The following is a 24,625-nucleotide window of genomic DNA, read 5'->3' on the forward strand; positions in this document are numbered from 1 at the left end:
AGGATTTACCCGGAGGAGCCTGCCAACAGCGGGCTCTTTTTGTGCTTTTTTAAAGACTTTTAAAGGGTAATAGACAGAAAATAACAAAGTGGAGGGGCTGCAAAGTGGAAATGGAAAATCAACAGGAAAGTATTCTGGTCTGTGTACATTACGGTCCGCACGGGCAGCGTTTGATCCAGCGCGGAAGCCGTCTGGCCCAACTGCTGGGCGCGCCGCTGCGGGTATTGACGGTCGCTCCGGCCAAACGGGAGGAATACAATCTGGAAAAAGAACGTTATGTGGCGGGCTGGCGCAAACAGACGGAAGAGTGCGGAGGCGAATTCCTCGTACGCGCATGCAGCGGAGGCAGCAAAGCTCCCGATGTCATTGCGGAAGCGGCCAAAGAGTTCGGCGTCACCCAGATCGTGATCGGCCGCGCGATCCAGTCGTTCTGGCACGAGATCGCGCACGGCGATTTCGTCGACGAACTGCTGGAGCGGATCGGCGCGACCGATCTGCATATCGTGGCGGTGCAGCGTTATCCGGAACTGCTTGAAGAAACGCACGAAAAAGGCTTCCCCGCCTATCTGGTTCTCCGCAAAGGGCGATACACGCTCAGCAGGGAAGCATCCGGAGACGACGCGATCCCGGGCATCTTTTTCCGGGAGCTGGATACCGACTTCGACAGCGGCCTGTTCAAGACCAATCGGAACGGACAGGCCGAATATTTGAAAATCGTGCAGGGGGAATGGATCAAATCGCAATCGTAAACAATCGCAATCGTGAAAGGAGGAACGCTTAAACGTGCTGCATGCCGCCATTTTACTTCCGTTTTTATGGGCCGCCCTGATTCCGTTGATGAAAGGGCTGCCCCGCATACATCCGGGTTGGGCCGTACTGCCTGTGCCCGCCGCGCTGTTCGTTTTCTTTATCGGCCTGCTTCCGCGTACCCGAAGCGGAGAAGGAGTCTTCGCCTCGATTCCCTGGATGCCGGGTCTCGGCATCGATTTGTCGCTTGTCCTTGATGGATGGAGCCTTCTGTTTGTTCTGCTGATTACGGGGATCGGAGCGCTCGTGGTCTGGTATTCCGTATTTTATATGGGCAAAGGCATGGAATCGCTGCGCAGCTTCTATGTCTACCTGCTGATGTTCATGGGTTCCATGCTCGGCGTCGTGCTGTCGGACAATCTGATGGTGCTGTACGCGTTCTGGGAACTGACCAGCGTCGCTTCGTTTCTGCTGATCGCGTTCTGGTACCGCCGCGAGCGCTCCCGCTACGGGGCGCTCAAGTCCATGCTGATTACCGTATTCGGCGGCCTGGCCATGTTTGCCGGATTTAATCTGCTATACGTGATGACCGGTTCGTACAGTATCCGGGAGATTGCGGCCCAGGCCGCGGACCTGGCCGGCCATTCGCTGTTCCTGCCGGCGATGATTCTCGTTCTGCTGGGCGCCTTTACGAAATCGGCCCAGTTCCCCTTCCATATCTGGCTGCCGGACGCCATGGAAGCTCCGACGCCGGTCAGCGCTTATCTGCATTCGGCTACGATGGTGAAAGCGGGACTTTATCTGGTCGCCCGGATGAGTCCCGTCTTCGCCGGCGCTTCCGAATGGTTCTGGATCGTATCGCTGACCGGTCTTGCGACGCTTCTGTACGGATCGTTCAAAGCGATCAAACAGACCGATCTGAAGGCGCTGCTCGCCTATTCCACGATCAGTCAGCTCGGATTGATCATGTGTCTGCTCGGCGTAGGTTCGGCATCGGCCTTTTTCCCCGGAACCGTACAAGGGGTTTTCTTCGGTCTGGCGACGACGGCCGCGGTCTTTCATCTGATCAATCACGCCGTATTCAAAGGTTCGCTCTTCATGGTAGTCGGTATCGTCGATCATGAAGCCAATACCCGCGATCTTCGCAATCTGGGCGGATTGATGCGTCTGATGCCGGTCACGTTCGCGATCGCGCTGATCGGTTCGTTTTCGATGGCCGGGCTGCCGCCTTTTGCCGGTTTTCTGAGCAAAGAGATGTTCTTCGCGGCCATGGTAAATATCCGCAATTTCAGTTCGGCCGGAGCGGAGAGCTGGATGATTCTGTTTGCGATTCTGGCCTGGGCCGCCAGCGTGTTCACTTTCGTGTACAGCCTGATACTCGTATTCAAAACGTTCGGGGGGAAACTGCAGCGCGAAAAGCTGGATAATATCCCTCACGAGGCTTCGGTCGGCCTGCTGGCCGCACCGGTGCTGCTGGTCCTGCTGGCTGTCTTTTTCGCGATTATTCCAAACGGGTTGGCTTATGCTCTGATCGACCCGGCCGCGGCGGCCGTGAACGGCGCAGGATTGACGGCGTCCGAAGCCCATGTCTCGATTCATTTCTGGCACGGCTGGACCCCCGAGCTGTTTATGACACTTGGCGTCGTCCTGCTGGGCGTCGTTCTCTATCGCACGTATACGCGTTTTCGGCTGCTGGACCGGGAATGGAACGGCCGGGATACGTTCAACCGGCTCTATAACGGTCTGCTGAAGCTGCTGGAGAGCGGCGGGCGCCGCGGAACCGATTTGTATATGACCGGTTCGGTTCGCCGTTATCTGATTTATATCCTGCTGTTTCTGGTCGCGGCGGTCGGCGGTACGCTGGTCTTCTCGCCCGGCGTCCGCTTCGGCATGGATAATTATGCGCCGATTACGTTCTATGAAGTCGGGCTGGTGATCGTGATGCTGGTGTCGGCCGCGGCCGTACCGTTTGCCCGGTCAAGAGTGAATGCCATCTTGTTCACCGGCTCGGTCGGCTATATGGTTACCGTATTGTTCTTGATCTTCCGGGCTCCCGATCTGGCGCTGACCCAGATGATCGTGGAGACGGTGTCCGTGATCTTGTTCCTGCTGTGCTTCAAGTATCTGCCGAAGTTGAAAAAAGACCGGACGGAAAAACCTACATTCAAATGGCTGAACCTGATCGTGGCGGCCGCAGTAGGCGTTACGGTGACGCTTGTTGCCCTGGCGGCGATGGGCAGCAGCCCGTTTGAGCCGATTTCGGAGTATTTTCTTGAGGAAAGCTATGAATCGGCGGGCGGCAAAAACGTCGTCAACGTGATTCTTGTCGATTTCCGCGGCTTCGATACCCTGTTCGAAATCATGGTCCTCGGGATCGCTTCGCTCGGGATCTACGGCATGACCAAATTGGGCGTGAAGACCGCGCCCGACCCGGAAGCCGCGGGAAAAGCCGCGATGCGCAAGCAGGGGTTCCCGCTCGTCAGCAGCGATGTCGTACTGCGGACCCTGTCGAAAGTCATCGTCCTCATCATTATTACGTTCTCGCTCTACTTGTTCTTCGCGGGACACAACAATCCGGGCGGCGGCTTCATCGCTGCGCTCATGACCGCTTCCGCGCTTATCCTGCTGGCCGTTTCATTCGGTATGGACACCGTGCGCCGAGTGATTCGGGTCGATTACCGGCTGATGACCGCGACCGGACTGACGATTGCGATTCTGACCGCTTCCGGCTCGTTCCTGTTCGGGTTTCCGTTCTTGAGCCATGCTTTCGGTCATTTCCATCTGCCGATTCTGGGCGATACGGAATTGGCGACGGCTGTGCTGTTCGATCTGGGCGTGTACCTTGCGGTCGTCGGAGTTGTGATGAATATTATTTTCACGATAAAGGGGGAAGACTGACATGGAATGGATTATGGCTGTAGCCGTCGGTGTGCTGTTCATGATCGGCGTCTATCTGATTCTGTCCAAAAGTCTGCTGCGGATCATTCTCGGCACGTCGCTGCTGACGCACGGCGTCCATCTGCTGCTGCTGACCATGGCCGGTCTCAAACGCGGAGCGGCTCCCGTGCTCGGCAGCGGCGGCGACGCTTATGCGGATCCCCTTCCGCAGGCGCTCATTCTGACTTCGATCGTCATCAGCTTCGGCGTGACCGCGCTGTACTTCGTGCTCGCTTACCGGGCGTACCAGACCCGAGGCACGGATGAGATCGATGCGGCGGACGAAGTCCGCGGCGGGGAGGAGGAATCTTGAACAATTTGCTTGTGCTGCCCGTCCTCTTGCCTATGGCGATTGCCGTCTTATTGATGTTCTTCCGTACAAAAACACAGCTTCAACGGGTCATCGGCCTGCTCGGCGGGATTGCGAACGTCGGGATTGCCGCCACCATCGTGCTTCGGGTACGAGAGCACGGCATTCAAACGCTGCAGCTCGGCGGCTGGGCGCCGCCTTACGGCATCGTGTTCGTGGCCGATATGTTCGCGGCGCTGCTGGTGCTGGCGGCTTCGATTACGGGGCTTGCCGTGCTGATCTATTCGTTCTCGACGATCGGACAGAAAAGGGAAGAGCATTACTACTATACGTTCTTTCATTTTCTGCTTGTCGGGGTGTACGGTTCGTTCCTGACCGGCGATATCTTCAACCTGTTCGTTTTCTTCGAAGTCATGCTGATCTCTTCGTACGCGCTGATTACACTCGGCGGTTCGAAAAAGCAGATGCGCGAAGCGCCCAAATACCTGCTGATCAACATCCTGTCTTCGACCTTGTTCGTGGCCGCCGTCGCTTATCTGTATGCGGCTGTCGGCACGCTGAATATGGCGCATCTGTCGCAGCGGATTGCGGAAGCCGGACAAGGCGGCGTACTGAATGTCATCGCCGTATTGTTCCTGGTCGTCTTCTCGCTCAAAGCCGGTTTGTTCCTGTTCTTCTGGCTGCCGGGTTCGTACGCGGCACCTCCGTTCGCGGTGCGGGCTCTGTTCGGAGCCCTGCTGACCAAGGTAGGGCTGTATGCGATCGTACGCACCTTTACGCTGATCTTCCCGTACGATTCTTCGCTCACGCATACCTGGATTGGCGGAATGGCCGCGGCCACGATGATTCTGGGCGGGATCGGGGCGGCGGCTTACCGCGATATTCCGCGCATCTTGAACTACAACGTACTGATCGGCGTAGGATTTGTGGCGTTCGGGTTGTCGACCGGCACACGCGACGGAATGGAAGGCGTAGTCTTCTATATGCTGCATGATATCCTCTCGAAAGGGCTTATGTTCGTTCTGGGAGGGATGTTGATTGCGGCCGCGGGCACGGATCGTCTGGACGGAATGGGCGGGTTGATCCGCCGCCGTCCGGGGCTGGGATGGATGTTCTTTATTCTGGCGCTTGCGCTGGCGGGCATTCCGCCGCTCAGCGGCTTTGCGGGCAAAGTGCTCATCGTCCGCGGCGGTCTCGAAGACGGTATGCTTACGCTGTCGCTGGTCGCTTTGGCTTCCAGTCTGCTGACGCTCTATTCGATCATCAAGATTTTCCGCGAAGCCTTCTGGGGGGTCGAGCCGCAAACGGAGCCCGAAGCGGAGATGTCAAAAGCCCGTCCGGGCCTGGCGAACGTATCGGCCGTTCTGCTGCTGCTGTTCGTGATTGGACTGGGCGTGGGAGCGAACGGCGTATACGGCCCCGTTTCGCAGGCCGGAGAAACGCTTGCCGACCCGTCGCTCTATATCGAAGCCGTATTGAAGGAGTAGATCGACATGCCTTTTCAAATTTTGCTGAATCTGATGATCGCCTTCTTGTGGATGATGCTGAACGGAAACTGGACGCTCCCGGGTTTCGTCGTCGGATATACCCTTGGGATCGCCGTGCTGCTCGTGGTCCGCAAATTCCGTCCGGAGCCTTTTTATCTGGTCAGATTGTGGGCGGTGCTGAAGCTGCTGGGGATCTTCATGCGCGAGCTGCTGGTTTCAAGTTTCGTCGTCATGGGGCAGATCCTGCGTCCCAAGCTGAACCTGCAGCCGGGCGTCTTCGAATACCGCACGGAGCTCGGCTCCGATTGGGAAGTCACGATCCTGTCCTGCCTGATCTGCCTGACGCCGGGAACGCTGACCCTTGAAGTATCCGGGGACAACCGGGTGCTGTATATTCATGCCCTGAACATGACGGATGCGGACGAGATGGCCGAGGGTATTCGTTCCACATTCGAAAAAGCGATTATGGAGGTGACCCGATCGTGATAACCGCTCTATTGACCGCTGCGCTGATTATCCTGGCGCTTGCGATACTCGGCTGTACCTATCGGCTGATCGCCGGCCCCAGCCGGTCGGACCGGATCGCCGCACTCGATACGATCGGCATCAATCTGCTGGCCATGATCGCCGTGTTCTGCATGCTGCTCGACACGCGGGCCCTGATCGAAATCGTGCTGGTGATCGGCATTCTGACTTTTATCGGCACGGCCGTGCTGGCGCGGTACATCGAGAGAGGGAGCGTGATCGAAGATGGCGACGATCGTTGAATGGATTTCCGTTCTGCTGGCGCTGGCCGGAGCCGTATTCTGCGCGATCAGCGCTTTTGGACTGATTCGTTTTCCGGATGTGTATATGCGCTCGCATGCGGCCACCAAAAGCGCGGCGTTGGGTGTTCTGTTTATTCTGGGCGGCGCTTTCCTGTATTTCTGGGCCGTGGACGGAGCGGTGGACGCGAGGCTGCTGCTGGCGATCGTGTTCGTGTTCCTGACTTCTCCGGTAGCCGGACATCTGAACGGCCGATCCGCTTACCGTTCCGGAGTGAAGATGTGGAAAGGCAGCGTGCGCGACGATTTCAAGGACGTGCTGGAGAAAGCGGGAACGTCCGCACCCGATGCCGCTTTTGAAAAAGAAAAGCCGAAGCTTCCTTGAATGTGTTCTGGGGATAGCGCGCGGCACAAACAGGCTTTGCCTAAAGGCGAAACGGTTTGTGAGCGCAACACAAACAGGCTTTGCCTAAAGGCGAAACGGTTTGTGGGCTCGACACAAACAGGCTTTGCCTAAAGGCGAAACGGTTTGTGAGCGCAACACAAACAGGCTTTGCCTAAAAAAAGGCAAAGCCTGTTTTTTGCGTCCGCGATTTCGGTCGGTTCCGGACTAGACGGAAGAAGGGCGATCGTCTTTGGACAGCGACCAGCCCGGCGTGCGGCGATCGGCGCCGTTATCGGACGGTACGGCCGGCTGCGGCCGATCCGCTTCCCGGTCTTGAAGACCGCCTCCGCCCGGCGAAACGCCGCCTGCGGGACTCGGCTTGTCTTTGCGGTAGATCATGTAGATGACAAAAGCGACGATCGCCGGCATCACGATCGAGACGATGCCTACGATCACATAATTGAGGGTGCCCATGAAGATGAGGCTGAGTCCCATCAGAATGCTGTCGAACACGACGTGCGCGAACATGGCCGTGATATAGCCGTAGCGCAGGAAGATGAAGCTGAACAGCAGACCGAGGAACAGCAGCTCGATCGGCCGCGTGATTACGGGATAGATCGGATACAGCGTATGGCCGAGCGCCCAGATCAGCGAAGTGATGATACTGGCCAGCACGGTGCTGCGCACCACTTTTTTGACCATCGGAATCCCGAACATCCGGTAGATCGCTTCTTCGGAAATGCCGGCCATCCAGGCCAGGATCGGAAACAGCCACGGGTACATCATATTATACGTGGACTGGGAATCGTCGGTCGTCGAGAAGACGCCGAGCGTACGCTCCAGTACGAAGAAGAGAACGGCCTGCACCGCAAGCAGGATAAGCGCCCACAGATAGCCGGTTTTGACCGATTCCCATATGTGGCGCCCGTAGGCCGGTTCTCCGCGGCGCATCCACATATTGCGTCCTTGGCTGCGCCACATGGCGTCTCCCGCGACAAACGAGAAGTACAGCGAAGCCGCCATGAAGAGGCCGAACAGGATCTGGATCACCAGCGATACGATGAAGAGCAGGTCGGAGTAACTGGTGCCTTCGAAGTAAGGACGCGAGTTGAAGACGGCGAACACCGACACGGCATAATAGAACAGGGAAAGGAAAATGCCGCGCGTGAACGAAGCATACTTTTTGAGCACAAAAGCATAGATGATCGCCAATACGCCCAGAACGAACGTCAGCAGCATGTAGCCTCCGTACGTCATGATTTCCGCCCAGTCCGTCTGCTGCTTGATGTAGGCGGTATATTCGGCCGGTACGCCGAAGTTCGAACGGATCGAGGCGACCTGGTCGCCTTCGAAAGTGACGTTGACGTTCAACGCGCTGTCACCGATCTTCACCGAAGGGGACGTATAGAACAAGCCGGGATCGCCGTCGAAGGTAACCAGTTTCAGTTCGGCCGGATCCAGGCCGAGCGTCCGGATCATCGGCAGGGCGATGCGCTCTTTGTCTTTGGGCAGCAGGGACAAATCCTCGATCGGCGACGGCATCACGTTCGATTCCGTCAGCTCCCGGGCATAGGCAGCCGGAAGATCGTTGAAGGCGAGTACCCGTCCGGGAGCTCCGCCTACGTCCACCGTCAGAATCCGTTCGACTCCCTGTTCCTCGTAGTCGTAGGTCACGCGGAACATTTCGTACGGATACTTATCGAGATAGGTCTCGTCGTACTCGCTGACGAGGCTTTCGCGCGACAGATAGCCGTACAGCTCGGATTCGCTTCGGTAACTGACGGACGGATCGGCGAGGAAAGCGGAAATGCCGAGTTCAGAAGCGGCGAAATCCGACGCAATCTGCTGCGCTTCCTGCTGGCTGACCAGCGAGTACGGCTCCTGCTGCGTCATATCGCTCTGAAACAGGGATGTAAAGTTGAACAGAACATAGATGACCAGGCCGATCGCCGCGGCCAAACCGAGCTTCTTGTAATTTACATTCAAAATGCGCTGCTGCGGGTCTGTCATTTTCTTCCTCCTTGCCGGATTTCGTATCCCGTGCGGATACCTTTATCTAAAATACCATATTCCGAGAAGGGGATACCACAAAACGGCGTTTCGGATCCGCTACCGCCGAAGTCGTTGTTGTAGGAAACGTACGGGTGCGGATATAATAGGACGACTGCCGCACTTTGATCTTGTACGGAAAGGGGAGACGCGAACAAATGGCGATAGCGGTTCCCAAATTGAGATTTGCTCCGCCGCAAATTCTGGCGATGGGCTATGCGGTGATGGTGCTGATCGGCACGATTCTGCTGACGCTGCCCATCTCGAACCAAACCGGCAAACATCTGCCGTTGATCGACGCTTTTTTTACGGCCACATCGGCTGTCTGCGTGACGGGGCTTGTCGTAGTGGATACCGGGACTTTTTTTAATACGTTTGGCCAGATGGTCATCTTGGTGCTGATTCAGGTCGGCGGCCTCGGATTTATGACGATGGCGACGCTGTTCGCGCTCGTCTTCCAGCGCCGGATTTCGCTGCGCGACCGGCTGCTGCTTCAGGAGGCGCTGAACCAGGGCACCGTGGAAGGGATCGTCCGCCTGATCCGGCGCGTGATTTATTATTCGCTGGCGATCGAAGCGGTAGGAGCGCTGGCGTTTACGCTGCGTCTGTCTTTCGATATGCCTTTCGGCAGAGCGCTGTACTTCGGCATCTTCCATTCGGTTTCTTTTTTTAACAATGCGGGTTTTGATATTTTCGGCGATTTTCGCAGCCTGACCGGTTATGCCGAAGATCCGGTTATGAACCTGACCGCGATCGCGTTGATCGTGCTGGGCGGCCTCGGTTTTATCGTGCTGTCCGATTTGGCGGATTTCCGCAGCCACAGGAAATTGTCCATGCATTCCAAAGTCGTCCTTTCGACTACCGGCGCTCTTCTTCTGCTCGGCTTCGCCGTTATTCTGGCTTTTGAATGGGGAAATACGGGGACTCTAGGCCAATATGGCTGGGGAGGAAAGTTCTGGGGAGCTCTCATGCAGTCGGTAAGTCCGCGTACGGCGGGAGTCAATTCGGTCGATCTGACCGCTCTGCACCAGGCGACCCAGTTTCTGCTGCTCATCTTGATGTTTATCGGGGCTTCGCCGGGCTCCACGGGCGGCGGGATCAAGACGACGACGTTCGCGGTCACGATCGGCGCCATGATTGCCATGATGCGGGGGCACGAAGATGTCGTCTTTTTCCGGCAAAGGCTGGCGCGCGAACGTATTCTCAAGGCGCTGACGATCATCCTGCTCTCCCTGGCGCTTGTAGTCAGCGTCGCGATGCTGCTGTCGGCTACCGAAGGACGCGACTTCATGCTCATCTTGTTCGAGACGACGTCCGCTTTCGGAACGGTCGGCCTGTCGCTTGGTCTTACCCCGGACTTATCGACATTCGGCAAGGTCATGATCGCGCTGACCATGTTTGCGGGCCGGGTCGGCCTGCTGACGCTGGTCTACGCGCTCAAGCCCAAGAAGAATCCCGAGAAGTACCGTTATCCGGAAGGCAAGATCATTATCGGTTAAGGAGGTGTGTCCGTATTGGGTACACAGCAGTTTGTGGTCATCGGACTGGGGCGTTTCGGCATGAGCCTCGGCATGGAATTGATCGAACTCGGTTATGAGGTCATGGGCGTCGACCGAAACGAAGAAGTGGTCGAAGAAGTCGGCGACCGGTTTACGTACGCGGCTGTCGCCGACGCGACGGACGAGGAGATGCTGCGTTCGCTCGGCATCCGGAATTTCGACTGCGGGATCGTGGCGATCGGGGAAAATATGCAGACCAGCATTTTGGCGGCGATCCTGCTCAAAGAGCTTGGCGTCAAAAAGGTCGTGGCCAAAGCCATCACCGTCCTGCACGGCCGGGCGCTGGAGAAAATCGGCGTCGATCAGGTCATTTTTCCGGAGCGCGATATGGGAATCCGTGTGGCGCACCAGCTCGTTACGCCAAACCTGCTCGATTATATCAAATTGTCGGACGACTATTCGATCGTGGAGATGCGCGTGCCGACCTGTCTGAACGAGCGTACGGTTGCGGACCTGAATTCGCGGACCCGCTTCGGCTGCAGCATCGTGGCGCTGCGTACCGACGCGGGAGTCACGATCGCGCCTACGGCGCTCGACCAGATGCGCGAAGGCGATATCATGGTTATTGCGGGTCCGAACGACCGGATCGAACAGTTTGAACGCGAAGTGGTCAATATCGAAGAATGACGGCTGCAGGTTCGTGAAATCGGGACCTCGAGAAAGAGGAAAATGCGGAAAAAGCCGGCAGGAATCCGGCGGATTTCCGCAATTTTCTGCGCCGAATCATGGAAACGCTTACTTGCTTGTCGGGCCATAAAAGCCGCAGCGGTGCGCCCTGGAGACCGATTCAAAGTCTTCGGGGCCGTTTGGGTCGTTGTTGAATCGTTAACCTTTATGTACGCTTACATATACTATGCAGGAATTTTTTGTTTTCAAAAAGTCGCCATATTGGTTCCATTCTACGAAAATTTGGGGTAACATAAAAAGGGAAGCCGCGTTGTTTGCAAAAGCCTAATAGGTTTGGAATTCCGGTCGTTCGTTTGCTTCGGCAGGCGGGGCGGAAGGGCGGCAATTTCCAACGTGGGATTTATGAAAACGTTCTAAAATGGCATTTTGCAGCGCCAAGGAACTTGCTTCCGGGCAGCGGCGGAGTGCCGAACGATGAAAGGGGACGGTTGGGCAGATGAAAGGTTACTACGCCAGAAAGGTGCACTCGTTATTGGGGGTAATTCCGCTCAGTTTGTTCCTGATCGAGCACGCAATTACCAATTATGCGGCTTTCGACGGCGGGCAGGAAGGCTTCCGCAAGGCGGTGCACACACTCAACGATCTACCATTAGTTTTTTTCCTTGAACTGTTCGCAATCTGGCTTCCGCTGCTCTTCCACGGCGTATACGGACTTTATATTGCGTATCAGGCCCAGCCTAACCTGGGGCACTTCAAGACCGAGCGCAACTGGCGCTTTATCCTGCAGCGTGTAAGCGGCGTGATCGCTTTCGTGTTCATCGTGTGGCACGTGTACTCGACCCGTTTCCAGATTACGTTGGGTAATACCACTCACGACGAACTCGGCGGCTTTATGCATAACATTGTTACGCAGCCGGGATTCTTCGTCTTCTTCCTGGTAGGCGTCATCGCCACGACTTTCCACTTCGCCAACGGCGTGTGGGCGTTCCTCGTCAGCTGGGGCATTACGGTGGGACCGCGCGCGCAGCGTATTTCTTCCTACGCCTGCCTGGGTCTGTTCGTGATTGTAACGGCCCTGTTCATGCTGTCGCTGTTCGCTTTCCGCGGGGAAGAATTTGCAGATACGGCCAGTGCGATAACCACGTTGAAAACAATGATCGGCTAAGGGGGACTTAATCAGACATGGCAAAATCCGGACTTATTATCGTCGGCGGAGGGCTTGCGGGTCTCATGGCAACCGTCAAAGCGGCCGAAGCCGGCGTTCCCGTACAATTATTCTCCGTCGTTCCCGTCAAGCGTTCGCACTCCGTGTGCGCGCAGGGCGGCATCAACGGAGCGGTTAATACAAAAGGCGAGGGCGACTCGCCCTGGCTGCATTTTGACGACACGGTCTACGGCGGAGATTTTCTCGCCAACCAGCCTCCGGTCAAAGCGATGTGCGACGCCGCGCCCGGCATCATTCACCTCATGGACCGGATGGGCGTTATGTTCAACCGTACGCCGGAAGGCCTGCTCGATTTCCGCCGTTTCGGCGGTACGAAGTTTCACCGTACGGCGTTCGCCGGCGCGACGACGGGCCAGCAGCTGCTGTACGCCCTCGACGAGCAGGTGCGCCGCTACGAAGCCGCGGGTCTCGTAACCAAGTACGAGAACTGGGAATTCCTCGGTGCGGTACTGGACGACGAAGGCGTCTGCCGCGGCGTGAGTTCGCAGAACCTGCGCACGATGGAAATCCAGACCTTCACAGCCGACGCCGTGATTCTGGCGACCGGCGGACCCGGCATCATTTTCGGCAAGACGACCAATTCGGTCATCAATACCGGTACCGCGGCCAGCGCCGTATACCAGCAGGGCGTTCACTATGCGAACGGCGAATTCATCCAGATTCACCCGACAGCCATTCCCGGCGATGACAAGCTGCGCCTCATGTCCGAATCGGCGCGCGGCGAAGGCGGCCGGATCTGGACGTACAAGGACGGCAAGCCGTGGTATTTCCTCGAAGAGAAATACCCGTCTTACGGCAACCTCGTTCCGCGTGACATCGCGACGCGCGAGATCTTCAATGTCTGCGTAGACCAAAAGCTCGGCATCAACGGCGAGAACATGGTTTACCTGGATCTGTCGCACAAAGACCCGAAAGAACTCGACGTCAAACTCGGCGGCATTATCGAGATCTACGAGAAGTTCATGGGCGACGATCCGCGCAAGATTCCAATGAAAATCTTCCCGGCCGTTCACTATTCGATGGGCGGCATGTGGGTCGACTATAACCAGATGACGAATATTCCGGGGCTGTTCGCCGCCGGCGAATGCGAGTATCAATACCACGGTGCGAACCGTCTCGGCGCGAACTCGCTCGTCTCCGCCATCTATGGCGGTATGGTAGCCGGTCCGAAAGCGGTCGAGTATATCAAAGGTCTCAAAAAATCGGCGGCGGATCTTTCGAGCTCGCTGTTCGACGCAAGCACCGCCAAGCATCAAGCCAACTACAATCAACTGCTCGCGATGGACGGCGGTACGGAGAACTCGTACGTGCTGCACCGCGAACTGGGCGAGTGGATGACCGACAATATGACGGTCGTACGCTATAACGACAAGTTGGAGCAGACGATCAACAAGATCAAGGAATTGAAGCAGCGCTACCGCAAGATCAACATGATGGATACGGCCAAATGGAACAATTCCAGCGTCGCGTTCACCCGTCAGCTCTGGAACATGCTGGAGCTGTCCGAAGCGATGACCAAAGGCGCGCTCCTGCGCAACGAAAGCCGCGGAGCCCACTATAAACCGGACTTCCCGACGCGTAACGACGAGGAATTCCTCAAGACGACCAAAGCAGCCTGGACGCCGGACGGCCCAAGCATTTCCTACGAGGAAGTCGATGTATCCCTGATTCCTCCGCGCGTCCGCGACTATTCCAAAGATTAATGCATCGCGTTTCGAAGAAACGCGCAGACTCAGCGAAGTTTCGCAGAAACTTGCATAATCGCGTTTCGAAGAAACGCGCAAACTCAGCGAAGTTTCGCAGAAACTTGCATAATCGCGTTTCGAAGAAACGCGCAGCCTTGTCCATATCAAGCGAATGGGGGAGAAAACGACCATGGCGGAAACCACAACCGTGCCGCAAACATCTCAGAACACAGCCAGAAGAGTCAAATTTGTGATCACCCGTCAGGACACGCCGGAAACCAAGCCCTACACCGAAGAATTCGATCTTCCTTACCGCCCGGGCATGAACGTCATCAGCGCCCTGATGGAAATCCAGCGGAACCCCGTCAACGCAAACGGCGGCTCCACCGCTCCCGTCTGCTGGGAGTCGAACTGCCTGGAAGAAGTATGCGGAGCTTGTTCGATGGTGATCAACGGCAAGCCGCGTCAAGCCTGCTCGGCGCTCGTGGATCAGCTGGAACAGCCGATCCGCGTCGCTCCGATGGCGACTTTCCCGGTTGTACGCGATCTGGTGATCGACCGCAGCCGGATGTTCAACGCGCTGAAGAAAGTCAAAGCCTGGATTCCGATCGACGGAACATACGATTTGGGTCCCGGACCGCGGATGCCCGAGAAAAAACGTCAGTGGGCTTATGAATTGTCCAAGTGCATGACGTGCGGCGTTTGTCTGGAAGCCTGCCCGAACGTCAACGACAAGACGGACTTTATCGGCCCGGCCGCGCTGTCGCAGGTTCGCCTGTTCAATGCGCATCCGACCGGCGAGATGAATGCCGACGACCGTCTCGATACGCTAATGGAAGGCAGCGACGGCATCGAAGGATGCGGCAACTCCCAGAACTGCGTACGCGCTTGTCCGAAAGGGATTCCGCTGACCACTTCGATCGCCGAGCTGAACAAGCAAACGACGAAGAGAATGTTCAAACGCTGGTTTGCGCAGTAAGAAGCGCCCGGCAGACTTCTTCGACCGGGAATATAGATCCGAGAAGCCCGCTGCCGGGCTCCTCGGATTTTTGGCGTAACGAATGAAATGAAGGATGGAGTCTGATTGCCATGATTGTCGAAAAACCGTATACCCGAACATCGATTGCCGACGAAGCCCGGGCCCTGGGCGTCGAGCCGGGGTCCGTCCTGTTCGTGCATTCGTCTCTCAAAGCGATCGGAGGATGGATTGCGGGAGGAGCCGAAGCTGTGATCCTGGGGCTGGAAGATGCGCTGGGCGACGAAGGTACGCTTGTGATGCCGACGCAGTCGTCGGATCTGACCGATCCCGCAATCTGGATGAGCCCGCCGCTCGATCCGCTCTGGTGGGACTTGGTACGCCGGGAAATGCCTCTGTACGATCCGGATCTGACGGTTACCCGGGGAATGGGTGCCGTGCCGGAAACCTTCCGCAAACAGCGCGGTACGCGGCGCAGTCCGCATCCCCATCTGTCTTTTGCGGCGAGGGGCCCGCAGGCCTCTTATATTACGGAGCGTCATCCGCTGGAATACGGGCTGGGCGAACATTCGCCGCTCGGCCGTCTGTATGAGTTGGATGCCTGGGTGCTGATGCTGGGTACCGGCTATGGAACGAACACGTCGTTTCATCTGGGCGAATACCGGGCGGCGTACCGCGGCAAAAAGGAACTGCGGCCAACGGCCAAAGTGCCCGGCGCAAACGGGCCCGAATGGGTGTCGTTTGCCGATATTAATTTCGATTCGGACGATTTCGAGCGAATGGGCGCCGACTTCGACACGGAGCGGGCTTCCAAGATTCGGCGCGGCCGAATCGGCCGCGCGGAGTGCAGGCTTGTCCGGCAGTCCGTAATGGTCGATTACGCCGTAAGATGGCTGGAATTGTATCGCTGAGCCAAGAACGAGGGGAGAACAAAGGATATGGCGGACAAAGAACGAATTGCGGACAGCCTGCCCGAGTGGCTGCCGATTCGCACCAAACGGCTGGAGCTGCGCATCCTGACGCATGAGGATATCCGGAATTGGAGCCGAAGCGCCGACGATGCCGAAGTGAACCGTTATCTGGCTTCGGCGGGGCGCACTTTCGGTATAGGCAATCCGGATCGCGTCTACCGGCAGATCGAAGAATCGTACCGGAGTTTGAGCGCCCTGCATCTAGGGGTCTTTTTGCACGGCGGAGACCAAATTATCGGCTTGTGTTCGTTCCAGCGCTGGGATGCGCGGGGCGGCAAAGCCGAGCTTGGTTTCGCGCTGTCGCACGAGCATTGGGGGAAAGGTTATGCGACGGAAGCAGCCGATGCCTTGGCGGCTTTCGGCTTTCGGTATTTGGAGCTGGAACGGATTCAGGCCCGCTGCTTCGTCAAGAACGCCGCTTCGCTTCGCGTTCTGGAGAAGATCGGCATGGAGCGCCAGCACCGGCCGGAGTTCGGCTTCGGAGTGAAGCGGCGCGACGACGAATTGGGCGTTGTCGTTTTTACCCTGACCCGCGAGAATCTGGAAGCCCAGGCCTGAAGCGGAGAATTTCTTTGTTTTCGCGCCAGATAGGCTTTGTTACACAATTGAAATATAAGCGAAATTGTTTTCTAACATGGATGGGGTATAAATAAGACATGACCCCCTTTTGAAATAGAAGTGATTAGACCCGGACGGAAGTCCGGGTCCCTTTTTTTGTTTAGGGGAAGGTGAATAAGCTTTTCGGCTCAAACAAACGGACTTCGGGATTTTTCCCGAAGTCCGTTTGTTTGAGCCGTACACGTCGTGCGCGGCACAGTTGGCCAAACGCGATTATTCTTTTACCGAACCGAGCGTAATACCGTGAATGAAATAGCGCTGCAGGAAAGGATAGACGATCATGACCGGCAGCATGGCCACGAAGATCTTGGCGGCGTCGAGCGTCCGGTTGGACAGTTCCGACAGCCTGCGATACTGATCTTCGCTCATGGTAGACGGATCAACCGAGACGACCATCTGCTGAATGTAAGTCTGCAGCGGATAATACTGCTCGCGCGTCATGAAGATCAGTCCGTAGAGGAATTCGTTCCAATGATACACGATGCTGAACAAGGTGATGGTCGCCAGAACGGGTACCGCCAGCGGCAGATAGATTTTGATGAGCGAATACCAGGGGCCGGCTCCGTCAACGAGTGCGGCTTCATCCAGCTCTTTGGGCAGATTCCGGAAAAAATTCACGGTTAAAATAACATTGAATACGAGCGTTTGCGCGCCTCCGACAAGAACAAGCGCCCAGATGCTGTTCAGCATTCCAAGCTGTTTTACCGTCAGATACAGAGGAATAAGGCCGCCGTTGAACAGCATGCAGAAGACGAGAATCCACATCAGTATGCCGCGGGCTCTGAACTGCCTAGAAGTTCGGGAGAGCGGATAAGCCATCAGCAGCACCACGACAAAGTTGAGGGCGGCGCCAAGCGCTACCCGCTGAACCGAGATCCAGAAAGAACCGAAGAACTGCGTGTCTTTCAAAATCTGGGTATAGGCGTTCAGGTTGAAGCCGACCGGCCACAGCCAAACCTGGCCCGACGCCGCAGCGGAATTGGAGCTGAGCGACAAGACGAGCGTATACCAGATCGGCAGCACGCAGGTCAGGGTGATTGTGATCAAAATGACGAGCAATCCGATATCCGTGAGGCGTGACCCCCAAGTTCTGTCCCGGATCATAAGCGCACCTCCCGTATGGATTAGAAAATCCGATAATTGATCAGCCGGTAAGCCAGATAATAAGAGATGCTGATCAGAATGAATCCGATGACGGACTTCAGCAGCCCAACCGCGGTTGCCAGCTCGTACTGCAGGTTAAGCAGGCCCGTGCGGTATACCCAAGTATCGATAATGTCGCCGGTGGAATAAACGAGCGGATTGTACAGGTTGAAGATCTGGTCGAAGCCGGCGTTCAGCACGTTGCCGAGACTGAGCACGGCAAGCAGGACCACGGTCGTCTGGATGCCCGGGAGCGTAATATGCCACAAACTGCGCCAGCGGCCCGCACCATCCATGCCCGCCGCTTCGTACAGGGCAGGATTGATCCCCGTCAGTGCGGCCAGGTAGATAATCGTATTGAATCCGAATTCTTTCCAGACATCGCTGCCGACCACCAACCACGGAAACAGCTCCGCCTGGGCAAAAAATAGCACGGGCTTGAAACCGAGCAGCGCTCCGAGCTGATTGATCGGACCATTGTACGAAAAGATATCCAATACGATGCCGCCGAGGATCACCCAGGAGAGGAAATGCGGCAGGTATACGACGGTCTGGATCCAGCGCTTAAGGATCATCTGGCGCAGCTCGTTGAGCATGAGCGCGAACACCAGCGGAACGACCAGGTTGGTGACGATTTTGAGTACGGCGATAATGAGCGTGTTGACGAAAACCTCACGGGTGTCCTTCAGCACGAACATATAGCGGAAATGTTCCAGCCCGGCCCAATCCGAGCCGAATATGCCTTTGCCGGGATTAAAATATTGAAAAGAGATCGCGATTCCGAACATCGGAATGATGCTGAATACGATCAACCACAGATAGCCGGGCAGCAGCATCAGATAATAGTGTTTGTCGAAGCCTTTGATCCGCATCCGTCAAAACTCCTTTCCAAACGGGGATAGGCGCTGCATCGCTATCGAACGCCGCGGTAACGCCCCGTGGAGACCCTGTTCGGGGAATCGGGAGCGTTACCTCGGCTGAACGTTACCTGTGACTATTGAAGCGCCTCGGCCACCTCTTTGGTAATCTGTTCGCCGCCTTGGCGTTTCCAGTCTTCGACAAACTGATCGAAGCTGTCGATCGGAGCGACCCCCATTACGATTTTCAGGAACATTTCGTCTTCCATCTTCTTGAGATTGACCCAACGGCTTTCCATCAGCGGCGTCTGTTCGTAGATCAGGCTTTTGACTTTTTCCATCTCCGTCTCGACAAGCGGGTTGCCGCCGACCATCATCGAATAGGCACGGGTCCAGGCTCCCCAATCGGCGTCCGGCGTCCAGGTTTCGATATTCCATTTATCGTAGGGTTCCTGCTTGATGGTCTTGATCGAATCAAGATCCGAAGGCAGAAGTTTGTACGATCGGGCATCGGCAAAATCTTCTTTGGTTTTGGTGCCGGCGAGGACTTCCTTGACGGCTTTGTTCGTGAATTCGATCTCGTCCGAAGGCGCGAATACGACGCGAAGCGGATAGAAACCGGGTCCGCCTTTGCTCGGGTCGAACGTATTCTCCATCTCGTTCTTGAACAGATTGTTCAGCATCTTCATCGGAATTTCCGGATGCCCGTAATCTTTGCGTACCACGACGAATTCGGTGGAAGGCGTTGCCGCATGCGGCTGGAAAGCTCCGTCTGCGTTAAGAGGCAGCGCGTAAGCCTGCCAGTCCGCTTTGGCGTTGTTCTTGACGGCATTGGTCAGCGGTCCGTAGCCCATCCACCAAGGAGCGAAGAAGATTCCCGATTTGCCGTTGATGATCGGTTCGTCCGAAGCGGCGCGCACCGCCATTTCGGGATCGATCAGCCCTTTGGCATAGAGGTCGCGAAGTCCCGCCAGCGCTTCTTTGGTCTCCGGCTGAATCGAACCGTAGACGGGGCTGCCTCCGTTGTCCAACCAGAAACCCGGGAAAGAACCGTAAGCGGAGAAGACCGGATCGAATCCGTACAGATTATTTTTCGACTCGAGGAAGTTCGCGTACATTTTGCCGTCTCCGCTTTGCGGGCCGGAAATGCCGATCGTGTCGGCAGAGCCGTTCCCATCCGGATCCTTTTCGACAAAAGCCCGGGCGACCGTCTCCAGCTCTTCCATCGACTTGGGAGGTTCAAGGCCCAATTTGTCCAGCCAGTCCTGGCGAATCCACATGATATGAATGCCGTCCGCGTCGGCCTGCACGCCGGGAATCGCGTACATTTTGCCGTCGAACGTAACGGATTTCAACGCTACGCCGTTTGTTTTTTCGATAATGTCCTTGATTTCGGGAGAAGCGTAGCGGTTATAGACCTCCGTCAGATCGGCGAGCTGGCCGGCGGCGACCATCTGCCGAAGTTCGACGGCATTGACCACGAGAGCGTCGGGCAGATCGTTGCTGGCAATCGCCAAACTGATCTTCTGGCGCATGTTGGCGGCCGAAGCGGTAAAAGCATGTTCGACCTGTACATTCAGCGCTTCTTTGACCTGCCGCGTATACTGATTGTCCAGCGGCGTGTCGCCGGCCGGCAGGTCTTTGTCCGTCGGGTCCACCTGCATGCCGATCGAGATTGTCGTCGGTTCGTCGTAACGTCCATAAGGATCGGCCGGCTCGCTGTTTGGCGCTGCGGCTTCCCCGGCTGCCGGTTCGGCAGATTTTTCCGGGCTGCCGCAGGCTCCGAGCATCAAAGCGGCCGACAATAAAACCATCCCTGTCATCGAGACTTTTCGCTTCATGACGTTCCCCTTCTTTCTGTAGAAGATTAATGAAGATAGGTATAATCTAACACGAAGAAACCGCTTTCATGGATAGAAAGCGGTCTTGGGTCTGGTAAGGAAAATGCACGCAATTCGGACATAAGAAGCGGATGTCGGACAAGTCTCTACCCTTCTAGCGGACATTTGTCCCCTCGGGCAGATGCCGCTGCCGAAATTCGCTCGGAAGAAGACCGGTCTGCTCCCGGAAAATACGGCTAAAGTATTTCTCATCCGTATAGCCGGTCCGTTCGGCAACCCATTGCACGGTCTTGCGCGTCTCGGCCAGCAGGGTGCAGGCCCGGTCGATTCGCTGCTGCCGTACGTATTCGTTAAACGTGATGCCGAAAATATCGCGGAAGCATTGGCTGAAGTAGCTGCGGCTCATGTTGACTTCCCGGGCCAGCTGCCCCGCCTGCAGCGGCTCGGACAGCCTTGCGTGGACCAGAGCCGCGGCGCGCGTCACGCTGGCACGAACTTCGATGGAATAAAGCCTGGATCCCAGAGCCGTACCCAGCTGTTCACGCGCCTGTCGCATGAACTTTTCCGTCTCGAACCAGGAGTCCAGCCGTTCGGGCGGTTCCAGACGGCTGCCGGAGACCGCTTCGTAGACCGCATTCCAGGCGTATCCCCAGCTGAGCAGCTCGCCGTGAAGTCTCGGAGACGGAAGACGCAGAGCGGCGAGATCCGCCAGCAGCGCTTCGAACGATCCGGCGTCGTATACCCAATCCAACCGGGAACCGCGCAGACGTATCTCCTGCAAATTCCGCATGTGCGTCTCGGCGAGAGTGGGACACTGCGTATCGGGCTCTGTTTGCGTCTCGGCCAGATTCAGCACATAAGCACGTTTGTCCGGCCGCCTTGCATAGAACCATTCTTCATCCAGATAAGCCGACAGTCCGGCGGATATTTCGGAGATTCCCAGGCCCCGCAGACCGCTTAAACGAAGGATGCGGCAGTCCGATTCCGGATTCAGGGCCTTGTTCAGCAAGCCGGCCAACTGCTCGTCCTCCGTGGAATTGGCGGCCAGCCATGCCGCGAGATGGGGCACGGTCTTGAAATGGGGCGGCCGGAACTCCTCGGAAACGAAGCGGACCGCGTGCTGAAGTTCCGCCGTGTTTGCGCCAATCAGCGCATAGCCGGTATCGGCCGGCAGCTGATTTTCGAATGCAGGAGTATCCTTGCTGTGTTCGCTGTCGATGCGCGAGCGGATGCGCCCCAACACTTCCTCGAAGCGTTCTTCTTCCAACTGGACCTTGGCGATATAGTCGATTGCCCCCAGCCGAAGAGCCTCCTGTACATAAGAAAAATCCTGATGCAGGGTCAGCACGACAATAAATATCCGGGGATAACGTTTTCGAACACTGCGCATCAATTCGAGCCCGGACATGACGGGCATGGCGAGGTCGGTCAGCAGCAGATCGACTTCGTGGGTTTCGAGAAACTCCAGCGCTTTTTCTCCGTTACGGGCTTCGCCGACGACGCGCAGTCCAAACTCGGCCCACGGCATGGTTGAAATCAATCCCTGACGCACAAGCTTGTCATCATCCACTACCAGCACGTTTAACATCCGTCGATTCCTCCTTGTCTGGCGGGTCCGTCTCATCCGGCAGCAGAAGACGAACCGCGGTTCCTTGGCCCAATACGCTTTCCAGCCGAAGCTGCGCCCGTCCTTCGTAATACGATTCGATCATCCGCTTGACGTAGTTCATTCCGATCCCCATACCGACTTTTTCGTGAGCGGGATTTTGTTCGTCCAACAGCCTCCGGATTTCCGCTTCGGCAATGCCGCCTCCGTTGTCGCGAATCATCAGCTCGATCATTCCGTATTCGCGTTTGACGTCCACCTGGATATGCCCTTCGTCGTCCAGGCCGTGGTACAGCGCATTCTCGACAAGCGGCTGCAGAATGAACCGCGGAACCGGAACGTCGAGCACCTTATCTTCGACCCGGATGCGTACATCGAAATCGAAATCGTACCGGATCTGCTGCAGAATCAGATATTGGCGCAGCGAGTCGATCTCTTCCCGAATGGTCGATACCTGCCCCAGCTTGCCAAGATTGTAATACAGTAGGCGGTTCAAAGAAACAAGCAGTTTGTCGATTTCTTTTTGTCCGTTGATGACCGCCAGCCAATGCGCCGTGTCCAGCGTATTCATCAAAAAGTGCGGGTTGATCTGGTACAGCAGTTTTTCCACTTCGAGATCCGCGCGCCGCTTCTCCTTCTGCTCCACTTCATGGATCAGCCCGGCAATCTGATGCTTCATATGATGGAACTGCTGCTGCAGGTATTGGAATTCCGGAATCCGGCTGGGCGGGGAGGGGGTGTCGAAACGGCTTCCGATCACATCGTTCATCTCGCGATTGAAGCGGTTGAGCGGCTCGTATACCATTTTCCACAGCAGCCCGGCCGTTCCGAGCCCCACGGCAAGAAACAGGAGGAGCAGCATCGTCATGATCTGGATCCAGCGGCGTTTTTCGGCTTCGTAATCGCTCTTGGGAATCAGCGAGACGATGCTCCACCCCTGGGTGCTTGTGCCTTTGAACCAATAATAATCGCCTTCGAGTCCCGAAGAAGGAGCATCCCGACCGTGGGGCTCGCCGGAGTGCGCATCGGGACGGAAAAACCCGTTCTCCGCGAAAATTTCGGGCAGCTCACTGTAAGCGATCCGCCCCGGGTTATCCAAAATGAGATGCGAAGAGGTCTTGACGATATTATCGCTGTCCAGAATATTCTGCGTTAGTTTGAAACCGGATTCCATATAGACATAGACATTGTCGCGGCCCGGCAGATTTACCTTCCTCAATGCCGACAGTACGTATTGATCGTTGAAGCGGTCTTTGCTGATATGCGGACCGTAATAGGAAATGCCGTAATAACCCGCCAGAAGAGGAAGGTCTTCGGGAGAGAAACGTCCTCTCAGTCCGGCGTTTGCGAAAAGCACGCGATTCTCGTCCGCCAGATGGTACATCACGAAGCCCGTTGTCGGATTGGTGAAAGTGATCAGGTTGAGCTCGCTTTGGATAGCTTCGATCAGGGCGGCCCGATCATATGCCTGCTCGGCCGCCAGATACTGTTCCAGCAGTTTGCCTACGCTTCCCGGATAAGCCAACTGCTGCGAGACGTGATTGAGATTGCTGATCGTATTCTCAAGCGAGAGCTGGACTTGATGCAGATTGCTCTGTACGCCCGAGTGCAGATTGTCGGCGAGAATGACGGAAATGGTGCGGTGCGAGACCAGCGTCGTGATGACGAACGGAATAACGATGCCCGCCGCGAAGATCAGAATAATGCGCTTTTTCAACGTAAGACGTTCCCGTTTCGGCCGCGGCGGGCGCCTGCGGCGAAGCCAACCTGTCATAGCATGACCGTCCCTCCTTCCGGAATCACTCAAATTGTAACGGATGCGGCAAAGCTCTGCAATTTGGAAATTGGGGGACTCTCCGGTCCGGTCGTCCGGACAGAACCGCGGGGAAAGGAGGAAGAAAAAGACCCCGTTCGACGCAGCTGCGTAAAACGGGGACTTGAAATAGATCCAGGTGCGAATAAGGAGATTTCGAGCCGCCGGGCCAGCCGCGTCTTACAGGGGAACCGCTACCGGCTTGCGCTGTTTGACGTAGATCCATTCCTTGAATCCGATCTCCCGCAGCTTCGCGGCGACGGCCTCGAAGTCTTCGCCGACCCGGGAAGGTTTATGGGCGTCGGAGCCGAAGGAAATCGAGACCCCGTAGTGAAGCGCCCGCTCGAGAATGGCGTCCGACGGATACCAGCCTCCGCAGTGCTTGGTGCCGCCGGAGGTGTTGACTTCGATCGCAAGGCCGAGCTCTCCGATCGTCTTGAGCGCCGAATCTACGGCTTCCGGGGCCGGGATATCGGCGAAAGCCGGATAATAGCCTTTCATGGCATCGATATGGCCGAGAATCTGGAACATGCCGCTGCGCGCGGAAGCTTCGATCAGGCGGTAATATTCTTTTTTCGCTTCGACCGCAAGTTCTGCCGGAACGTCCTGCCAGCGGTTGCGGTCAAAGATACTTTTGCCGCCGCTGATATGCACGGAACCGATGACGTAATCGAACGGATAACGCTCGATCGCTTCGCGGTAAACGCGTTCGTGATCGATAAAATAATCCGATTCGATGCCCAGCAGCACATCGATCCGGCCTTCGTATTCTTTTTTGAGGGCCAGCACTTCTTCCACGTAAGCGCCGAGTTCGAGTCTCGACATGGCGACCGTCGGAACCGGATGGTCCAGCGGACTGAACAAATGCGGCATATGATCGGAGATTCCGATCACGGACAGACCTTCGCGGATAGCGGCTTCGATATAATCCCGAATATCGCCGTCCGCATGCCCGCAGCGATAGTGATGGGTATGCAGGTCGAACTTCATGGACGGATGCTCCTTTGCTTCATTAAGATGGGAAG

21 protein-coding genes are annotated in these 24,625 nt (G+C 56.5%); 14 read left to right on the top strand and 7 right to left on the bottom strand.

Annotation, left to right across the window (positions count from 1 at the left end; genetic code table 11):
- Nucleotides 1-110: 110 nt before the first annotated feature.
- Genes HOP44_RS17145 through mnhG form a run of 7 tightly spaced genes read left to right on the top strand, consistent with a single transcriptional unit; the run spans nucleotide 111 to nucleotide 6,630 of the window.
- Nucleotides 111-749 (top strand): universal stress protein, encoded by a 639-nt coding sequence (locus tag HOP44_RS17145; protein ID WP_216667631.1) that lies wholly within the window; start codon nucleotides 111-113, stop codon nucleotides 747-749.
- A gap of 34 nt (nucleotides 750-783) precedes the next feature.
- The gene (locus HOP44_RS17150) at nucleotides 784-3,645 is read left to right on the top strand and encodes a Na+/H+ antiporter subunit A (protein WP_172255491.1); all 2,862 of its coding nucleotides are present in this window, start codon (nucleotides 784-786) and stop codon (nucleotides 3,643-3,645) included.
- A 1-nt stretch (nucleotide 3,646) separates the two neighbouring features.
- Nucleotides 3,647-3,997 carry a Na(+)/H(+) antiporter subunit C gene (locus HOP44_RS17155; protein WP_172255493.1) on the top strand — a complete coding sequence of 117 codons (351 nt, stop codon included), beginning with the start codon at nucleotides 3,647-3,649 and terminating at the stop codon, nucleotides 3,995-3,997.
- The gene (locus tag HOP44_RS17160) at nucleotides 3,994-5,481 is read left to right on the top strand and encodes a Na+/H+ antiporter subunit D (RefSeq protein ID WP_172255495.1); all 1,488 of its coding nucleotides are present in this window, start codon (nucleotides 3,994-3,996) and stop codon (nucleotides 5,479-5,481) included. The genes HOP44_RS17155 and HOP44_RS17160 overlap by 4 nt, the downstream gene beginning before the upstream one ends.
- Before the next feature lie 6 nt (nucleotides 5,482-5,487).
- Nucleotides 5,488-5,967, top strand: a complete 480-nt coding sequence (locus HOP44_RS17165) for a Na+/H+ antiporter subunit E (protein ID WP_172255497.1) — start codon at nucleotides 5,488-5,490, stop codon at nucleotides 5,965-5,967.
- On the top strand, nucleotides 5,964-6,248 hold the full coding sequence (locus tag HOP44_RS17170; RefSeq protein WP_172255499.1) for a Na(+)/H(+) antiporter subunit F1: 285 nt from the start codon (nucleotides 5,964-5,966) through the stop codon (nucleotides 6,246-6,248). The genes HOP44_RS17165 and HOP44_RS17170 overlap by 4 nt, the downstream gene beginning before the upstream one ends.
- Nucleotides 6,232-6,630, top strand: coding sequence for a monovalent cation/H(+) antiporter subunit G (mnhG, locus tag HOP44_RS17175; protein ID WP_172255501.1), 399 nt, complete (start codon nucleotides 6,232-6,234; stop codon nucleotides 6,628-6,630). Before HOP44_RS17170 ends, mnhG begins: the two co-directional genes overlap by 17 nt.
- Before the next feature lie 225 nt (nucleotides 6,631-6,855).
- On the opposite strand, the gene HOP44_RS17180 is transcribed toward mnhG, so the two are convergent.
- Nucleotides 6,856-8,640 (bottom strand): CPBP family intramembrane glutamic endopeptidase, encoded by a 1,785-nt coding sequence (locus tag HOP44_RS17180; RefSeq protein WP_172255503.1) that lies wholly within the window; start codon nucleotides 8,638-8,640, stop codon nucleotides 6,856-6,858.
- Nucleotides 8,641-8,837: 197 nt separating this feature from the next.
- Here HOP44_RS17180 and HOP44_RS17185 point away from each other — a divergent pair, with 197 nt between their 5' ends.
- The 7 genes from HOP44_RS17185 to HOP44_RS17215 all read left to right on the top strand — a co-directional run bounded on the left by HOP44_RS17185 (nucleotide 8,838) and on the right by HOP44_RS17215 (nucleotide 16,280).
- Nucleotides 8,838-10,178, top strand: a complete 1,341-nt coding sequence (locus HOP44_RS17185) for a TrkH family potassium uptake protein (protein WP_172255505.1) — start codon at nucleotides 8,838-8,840, stop codon at nucleotides 10,176-10,178.
- A 15-nt stretch (nucleotides 10,179-10,193) separates the two neighbouring features.
- Nucleotides 10,194-10,865 (top strand): potassium channel family protein, encoded by a 672-nt coding sequence (locus HOP44_RS17190; RefSeq protein WP_172255507.1) that lies wholly within the window; start codon nucleotides 10,194-10,196, stop codon nucleotides 10,863-10,865.
- Nucleotides 10,866-11,361: 496 nt separating this feature from the next.
- Nucleotides 11,362-12,030, top strand: a complete 669-nt coding sequence (locus HOP44_RS17195) for a succinate dehydrogenase cytochrome b558 subunit (protein ID WP_172255509.1) — start codon at nucleotides 11,362-11,364, stop codon at nucleotides 12,028-12,030.
- A 17-nt stretch (nucleotides 12,031-12,047) separates the two neighbouring features.
- Nucleotides 12,048-13,793 (top strand): succinate dehydrogenase flavoprotein subunit, encoded by a 1,746-nt coding sequence (gene sdhA, locus HOP44_RS17200; RefSeq protein ID WP_172255511.1) that lies wholly within the window; start codon nucleotides 12,048-12,050, stop codon nucleotides 13,791-13,793.
- 172 nt (nucleotides 13,794-13,965) lie between these two features.
- The gene (gene sdhB / locus HOP44_RS17205; protein WP_172255513.1) at nucleotides 13,966-14,754 is read left to right on the top strand and encodes a succinate dehydrogenase iron-sulfur subunit; all 789 of its coding nucleotides are present in this window, start codon (nucleotides 13,966-13,968) and stop codon (nucleotides 14,752-14,754) included.
- 110 nt (nucleotides 14,755-14,864) lie between these two features.
- The gene (locus HOP44_RS17210) at nucleotides 14,865-15,662 is read left to right on the top strand and encodes an AAC(3) family N-acetyltransferase (protein WP_172255515.1); all 798 of its coding nucleotides are present in this window, start codon (nucleotides 14,865-14,867) and stop codon (nucleotides 15,660-15,662) included.
- 27 nt (nucleotides 15,663-15,689) lie between these two features.
- Nucleotides 15,690-16,280 carry a GNAT family N-acetyltransferase gene (locus HOP44_RS17215; RefSeq protein ID WP_172255517.1) on the top strand — a complete coding sequence of 197 codons (591 nt, stop codon included), beginning with the start codon at nucleotides 15,690-15,692 and terminating at the stop codon, nucleotides 16,278-16,280.
- Nucleotides 16,281-16,553: 273 nt separating this feature from the next.
- On the opposite strand, the gene HOP44_RS17220 is transcribed toward HOP44_RS17215, so the two are convergent.
- The 6 genes from HOP44_RS17220 to HOP44_RS17245 form a co-directional block, all read right to left on the bottom strand.
- Nucleotides 16,554-17,444, bottom strand: coding sequence for a carbohydrate ABC transporter permease (locus HOP44_RS17220; protein ID WP_172255519.1), 891 nt, complete (start codon nucleotides 17,442-17,444; stop codon nucleotides 16,554-16,556).
- A gap of 20 nt (nucleotides 17,445-17,464) precedes the next feature.
- A complete protein-coding gene (locus HOP44_RS17225; RefSeq protein ID WP_172255521.1) occupies nucleotides 17,465-18,355 on the bottom strand; it encodes an ABC transporter permease in 891 nt (296 codons plus the stop codon).
- Between the two features lie 122 nt (nucleotides 18,356-18,477).
- Entirely contained in the window at nucleotides 18,478-20,181 is a 1,704-nt protein-coding gene (locus tag HOP44_RS17230; RefSeq protein ID WP_172255523.1) for an extracellular solute-binding protein, read from the bottom strand.
- A gap of 154 nt (nucleotides 20,182-20,335) precedes the next feature.
- Nucleotides 20,336-21,769 carry a response regulator transcription factor gene (locus HOP44_RS17235; RefSeq protein WP_172255525.1) on the bottom strand — a complete coding sequence of 478 codons (1,434 nt, stop codon included), beginning with the start codon at nucleotides 21,767-21,769 and terminating at the stop codon, nucleotides 20,336-20,338.
- A complete protein-coding gene (locus tag HOP44_RS17240; protein WP_172255527.1) occupies nucleotides 21,744-23,561 on the bottom strand; it encodes a sensor histidine kinase in 1,818 nt (605 codons plus the stop codon). Before HOP44_RS17240 ends, HOP44_RS17235 begins: the two co-directional genes overlap by 26 nt.
- A 219-nt stretch (nucleotides 23,562-23,780) precedes the next feature.
- Nucleotides 23,781-24,590, bottom strand: a complete 810-nt coding sequence (locus HOP44_RS17245; protein ID WP_172255529.1) for a histidinol-phosphatase — start codon at nucleotides 24,588-24,590, stop codon at nucleotides 23,781-23,783.
- Nucleotides 24,591-24,625 lie beyond the last annotated feature (35 nt).

Origin of the sequence: Saccharibacillus deserti, from assembly GCF_013618475.1 — a bacterium.
Classification (GTDB): Bacteria; Bacillota; Bacilli; order Paenibacillales; family Paenibacillaceae; genus Saccharibacillus; species Saccharibacillus deserti.

Excerpts from the sequence above, each read along its gene's own strand:
- HOP44_RS17180 (WP_172255503.1), bottom strand. The coding sequence starts at position 8,640 with ATGACAGACCCGCAGCAGCGCATTTTGAATGTAAATTACAAGAAGCTC.
- HOP44_RS17245 (WP_172255529.1), bottom strand. The coding sequence starts at position 24,590 with ATGAAGTTCGACCTGCATACCCATCACTATCGCTGCGGGCATGCGGAC.
- HOP44_RS17185 (WP_172255505.1), top strand. The coding sequence starts at position 8,838 with ATGGCGATAGCGGTTCCCAAATTGAGATTTGCTCCGCCGCAAATTCTG.
- HOP44_RS17220 (WP_172255519.1), bottom strand. The coding sequence starts at position 17,444 with ATGATCCGGGACAGAACTTGGGGGTCACGCCTCACGGATATCGGATTG.
- HOP44_RS17195 (WP_172255509.1), top strand. The coding sequence starts at position 11,362 with ATGAAAGGTTACTACGCCAGAAAGGTGCACTCGTTATTGGGGGTAATT.
- HOP44_RS17240 (WP_172255527.1), bottom strand. The coding sequence starts at position 23,561 with ATGACAGGTTGGCTTCGCCGCAGGCGCCCGCCGCGGCCGAAACGGGAA.
- HOP44_RS17225 (WP_172255521.1), bottom strand. The coding sequence starts at position 18,355 with ATGCGGATCAAAGGCTTCGACAAACACTATTATCTGATGCTGCTGCCC.
- HOP44_RS17235 (WP_172255525.1), bottom strand. The coding sequence starts at position 21,769 with ATGTTAAACGTGCTGGTAGTGGATGATGACAAGCTTGTGCGTCAGGGA.
- HOP44_RS17210 (WP_172255515.1), top strand. The coding sequence starts at position 14,865 with ATGATTGTCGAAAAACCGTATACCCGAACATCGATTGCCGACGAAGCC.
- HOP44_RS17165 (WP_172255497.1), top strand. The coding sequence starts at position 5,488 with ATGCCTTTTCAAATTTTGCTGAATCTGATGATCGCCTTCTTGTGGATG.
- HOP44_RS17145 (WP_216667631.1), top strand. The coding sequence starts at position 111 with ATGGAAAATCAACAGGAAAGTATTCTGGTCTGTGTACATTACGGTCCG.
- sdhA (WP_172255511.1), top strand. The coding sequence starts at position 12,048 with ATGGCAAAATCCGGACTTATTATCGTCGGCGGAGGGCTTGCGGGTCTC.
- HOP44_RS17215 (WP_172255517.1), top strand. The coding sequence starts at position 15,690 with ATGGCGGACAAAGAACGAATTGCGGACAGCCTGCCCGAGTGGCTGCCG.
- mnhG (WP_172255501.1), top strand. The coding sequence starts at position 6,232 with ATGGCGACGATCGTTGAATGGATTTCCGTTCTGCTGGCGCTGGCCGGA.
- HOP44_RS17155 (WP_172255493.1), top strand. The coding sequence starts at position 3,647 with ATGGAATGGATTATGGCTGTAGCCGTCGGTGTGCTGTTCATGATCGGC.
- sdhB (WP_172255513.1), top strand. The coding sequence starts at position 13,966 with ATGGCGGAAACCACAACCGTGCCGCAAACATCTCAGAACACAGCCAGA.
- HOP44_RS17230 (WP_172255523.1), bottom strand. The coding sequence starts at position 20,181 with ATGAAGCGAAAAGTCTCGATGACAGGGATGGTTTTATTGTCGGCCGCT.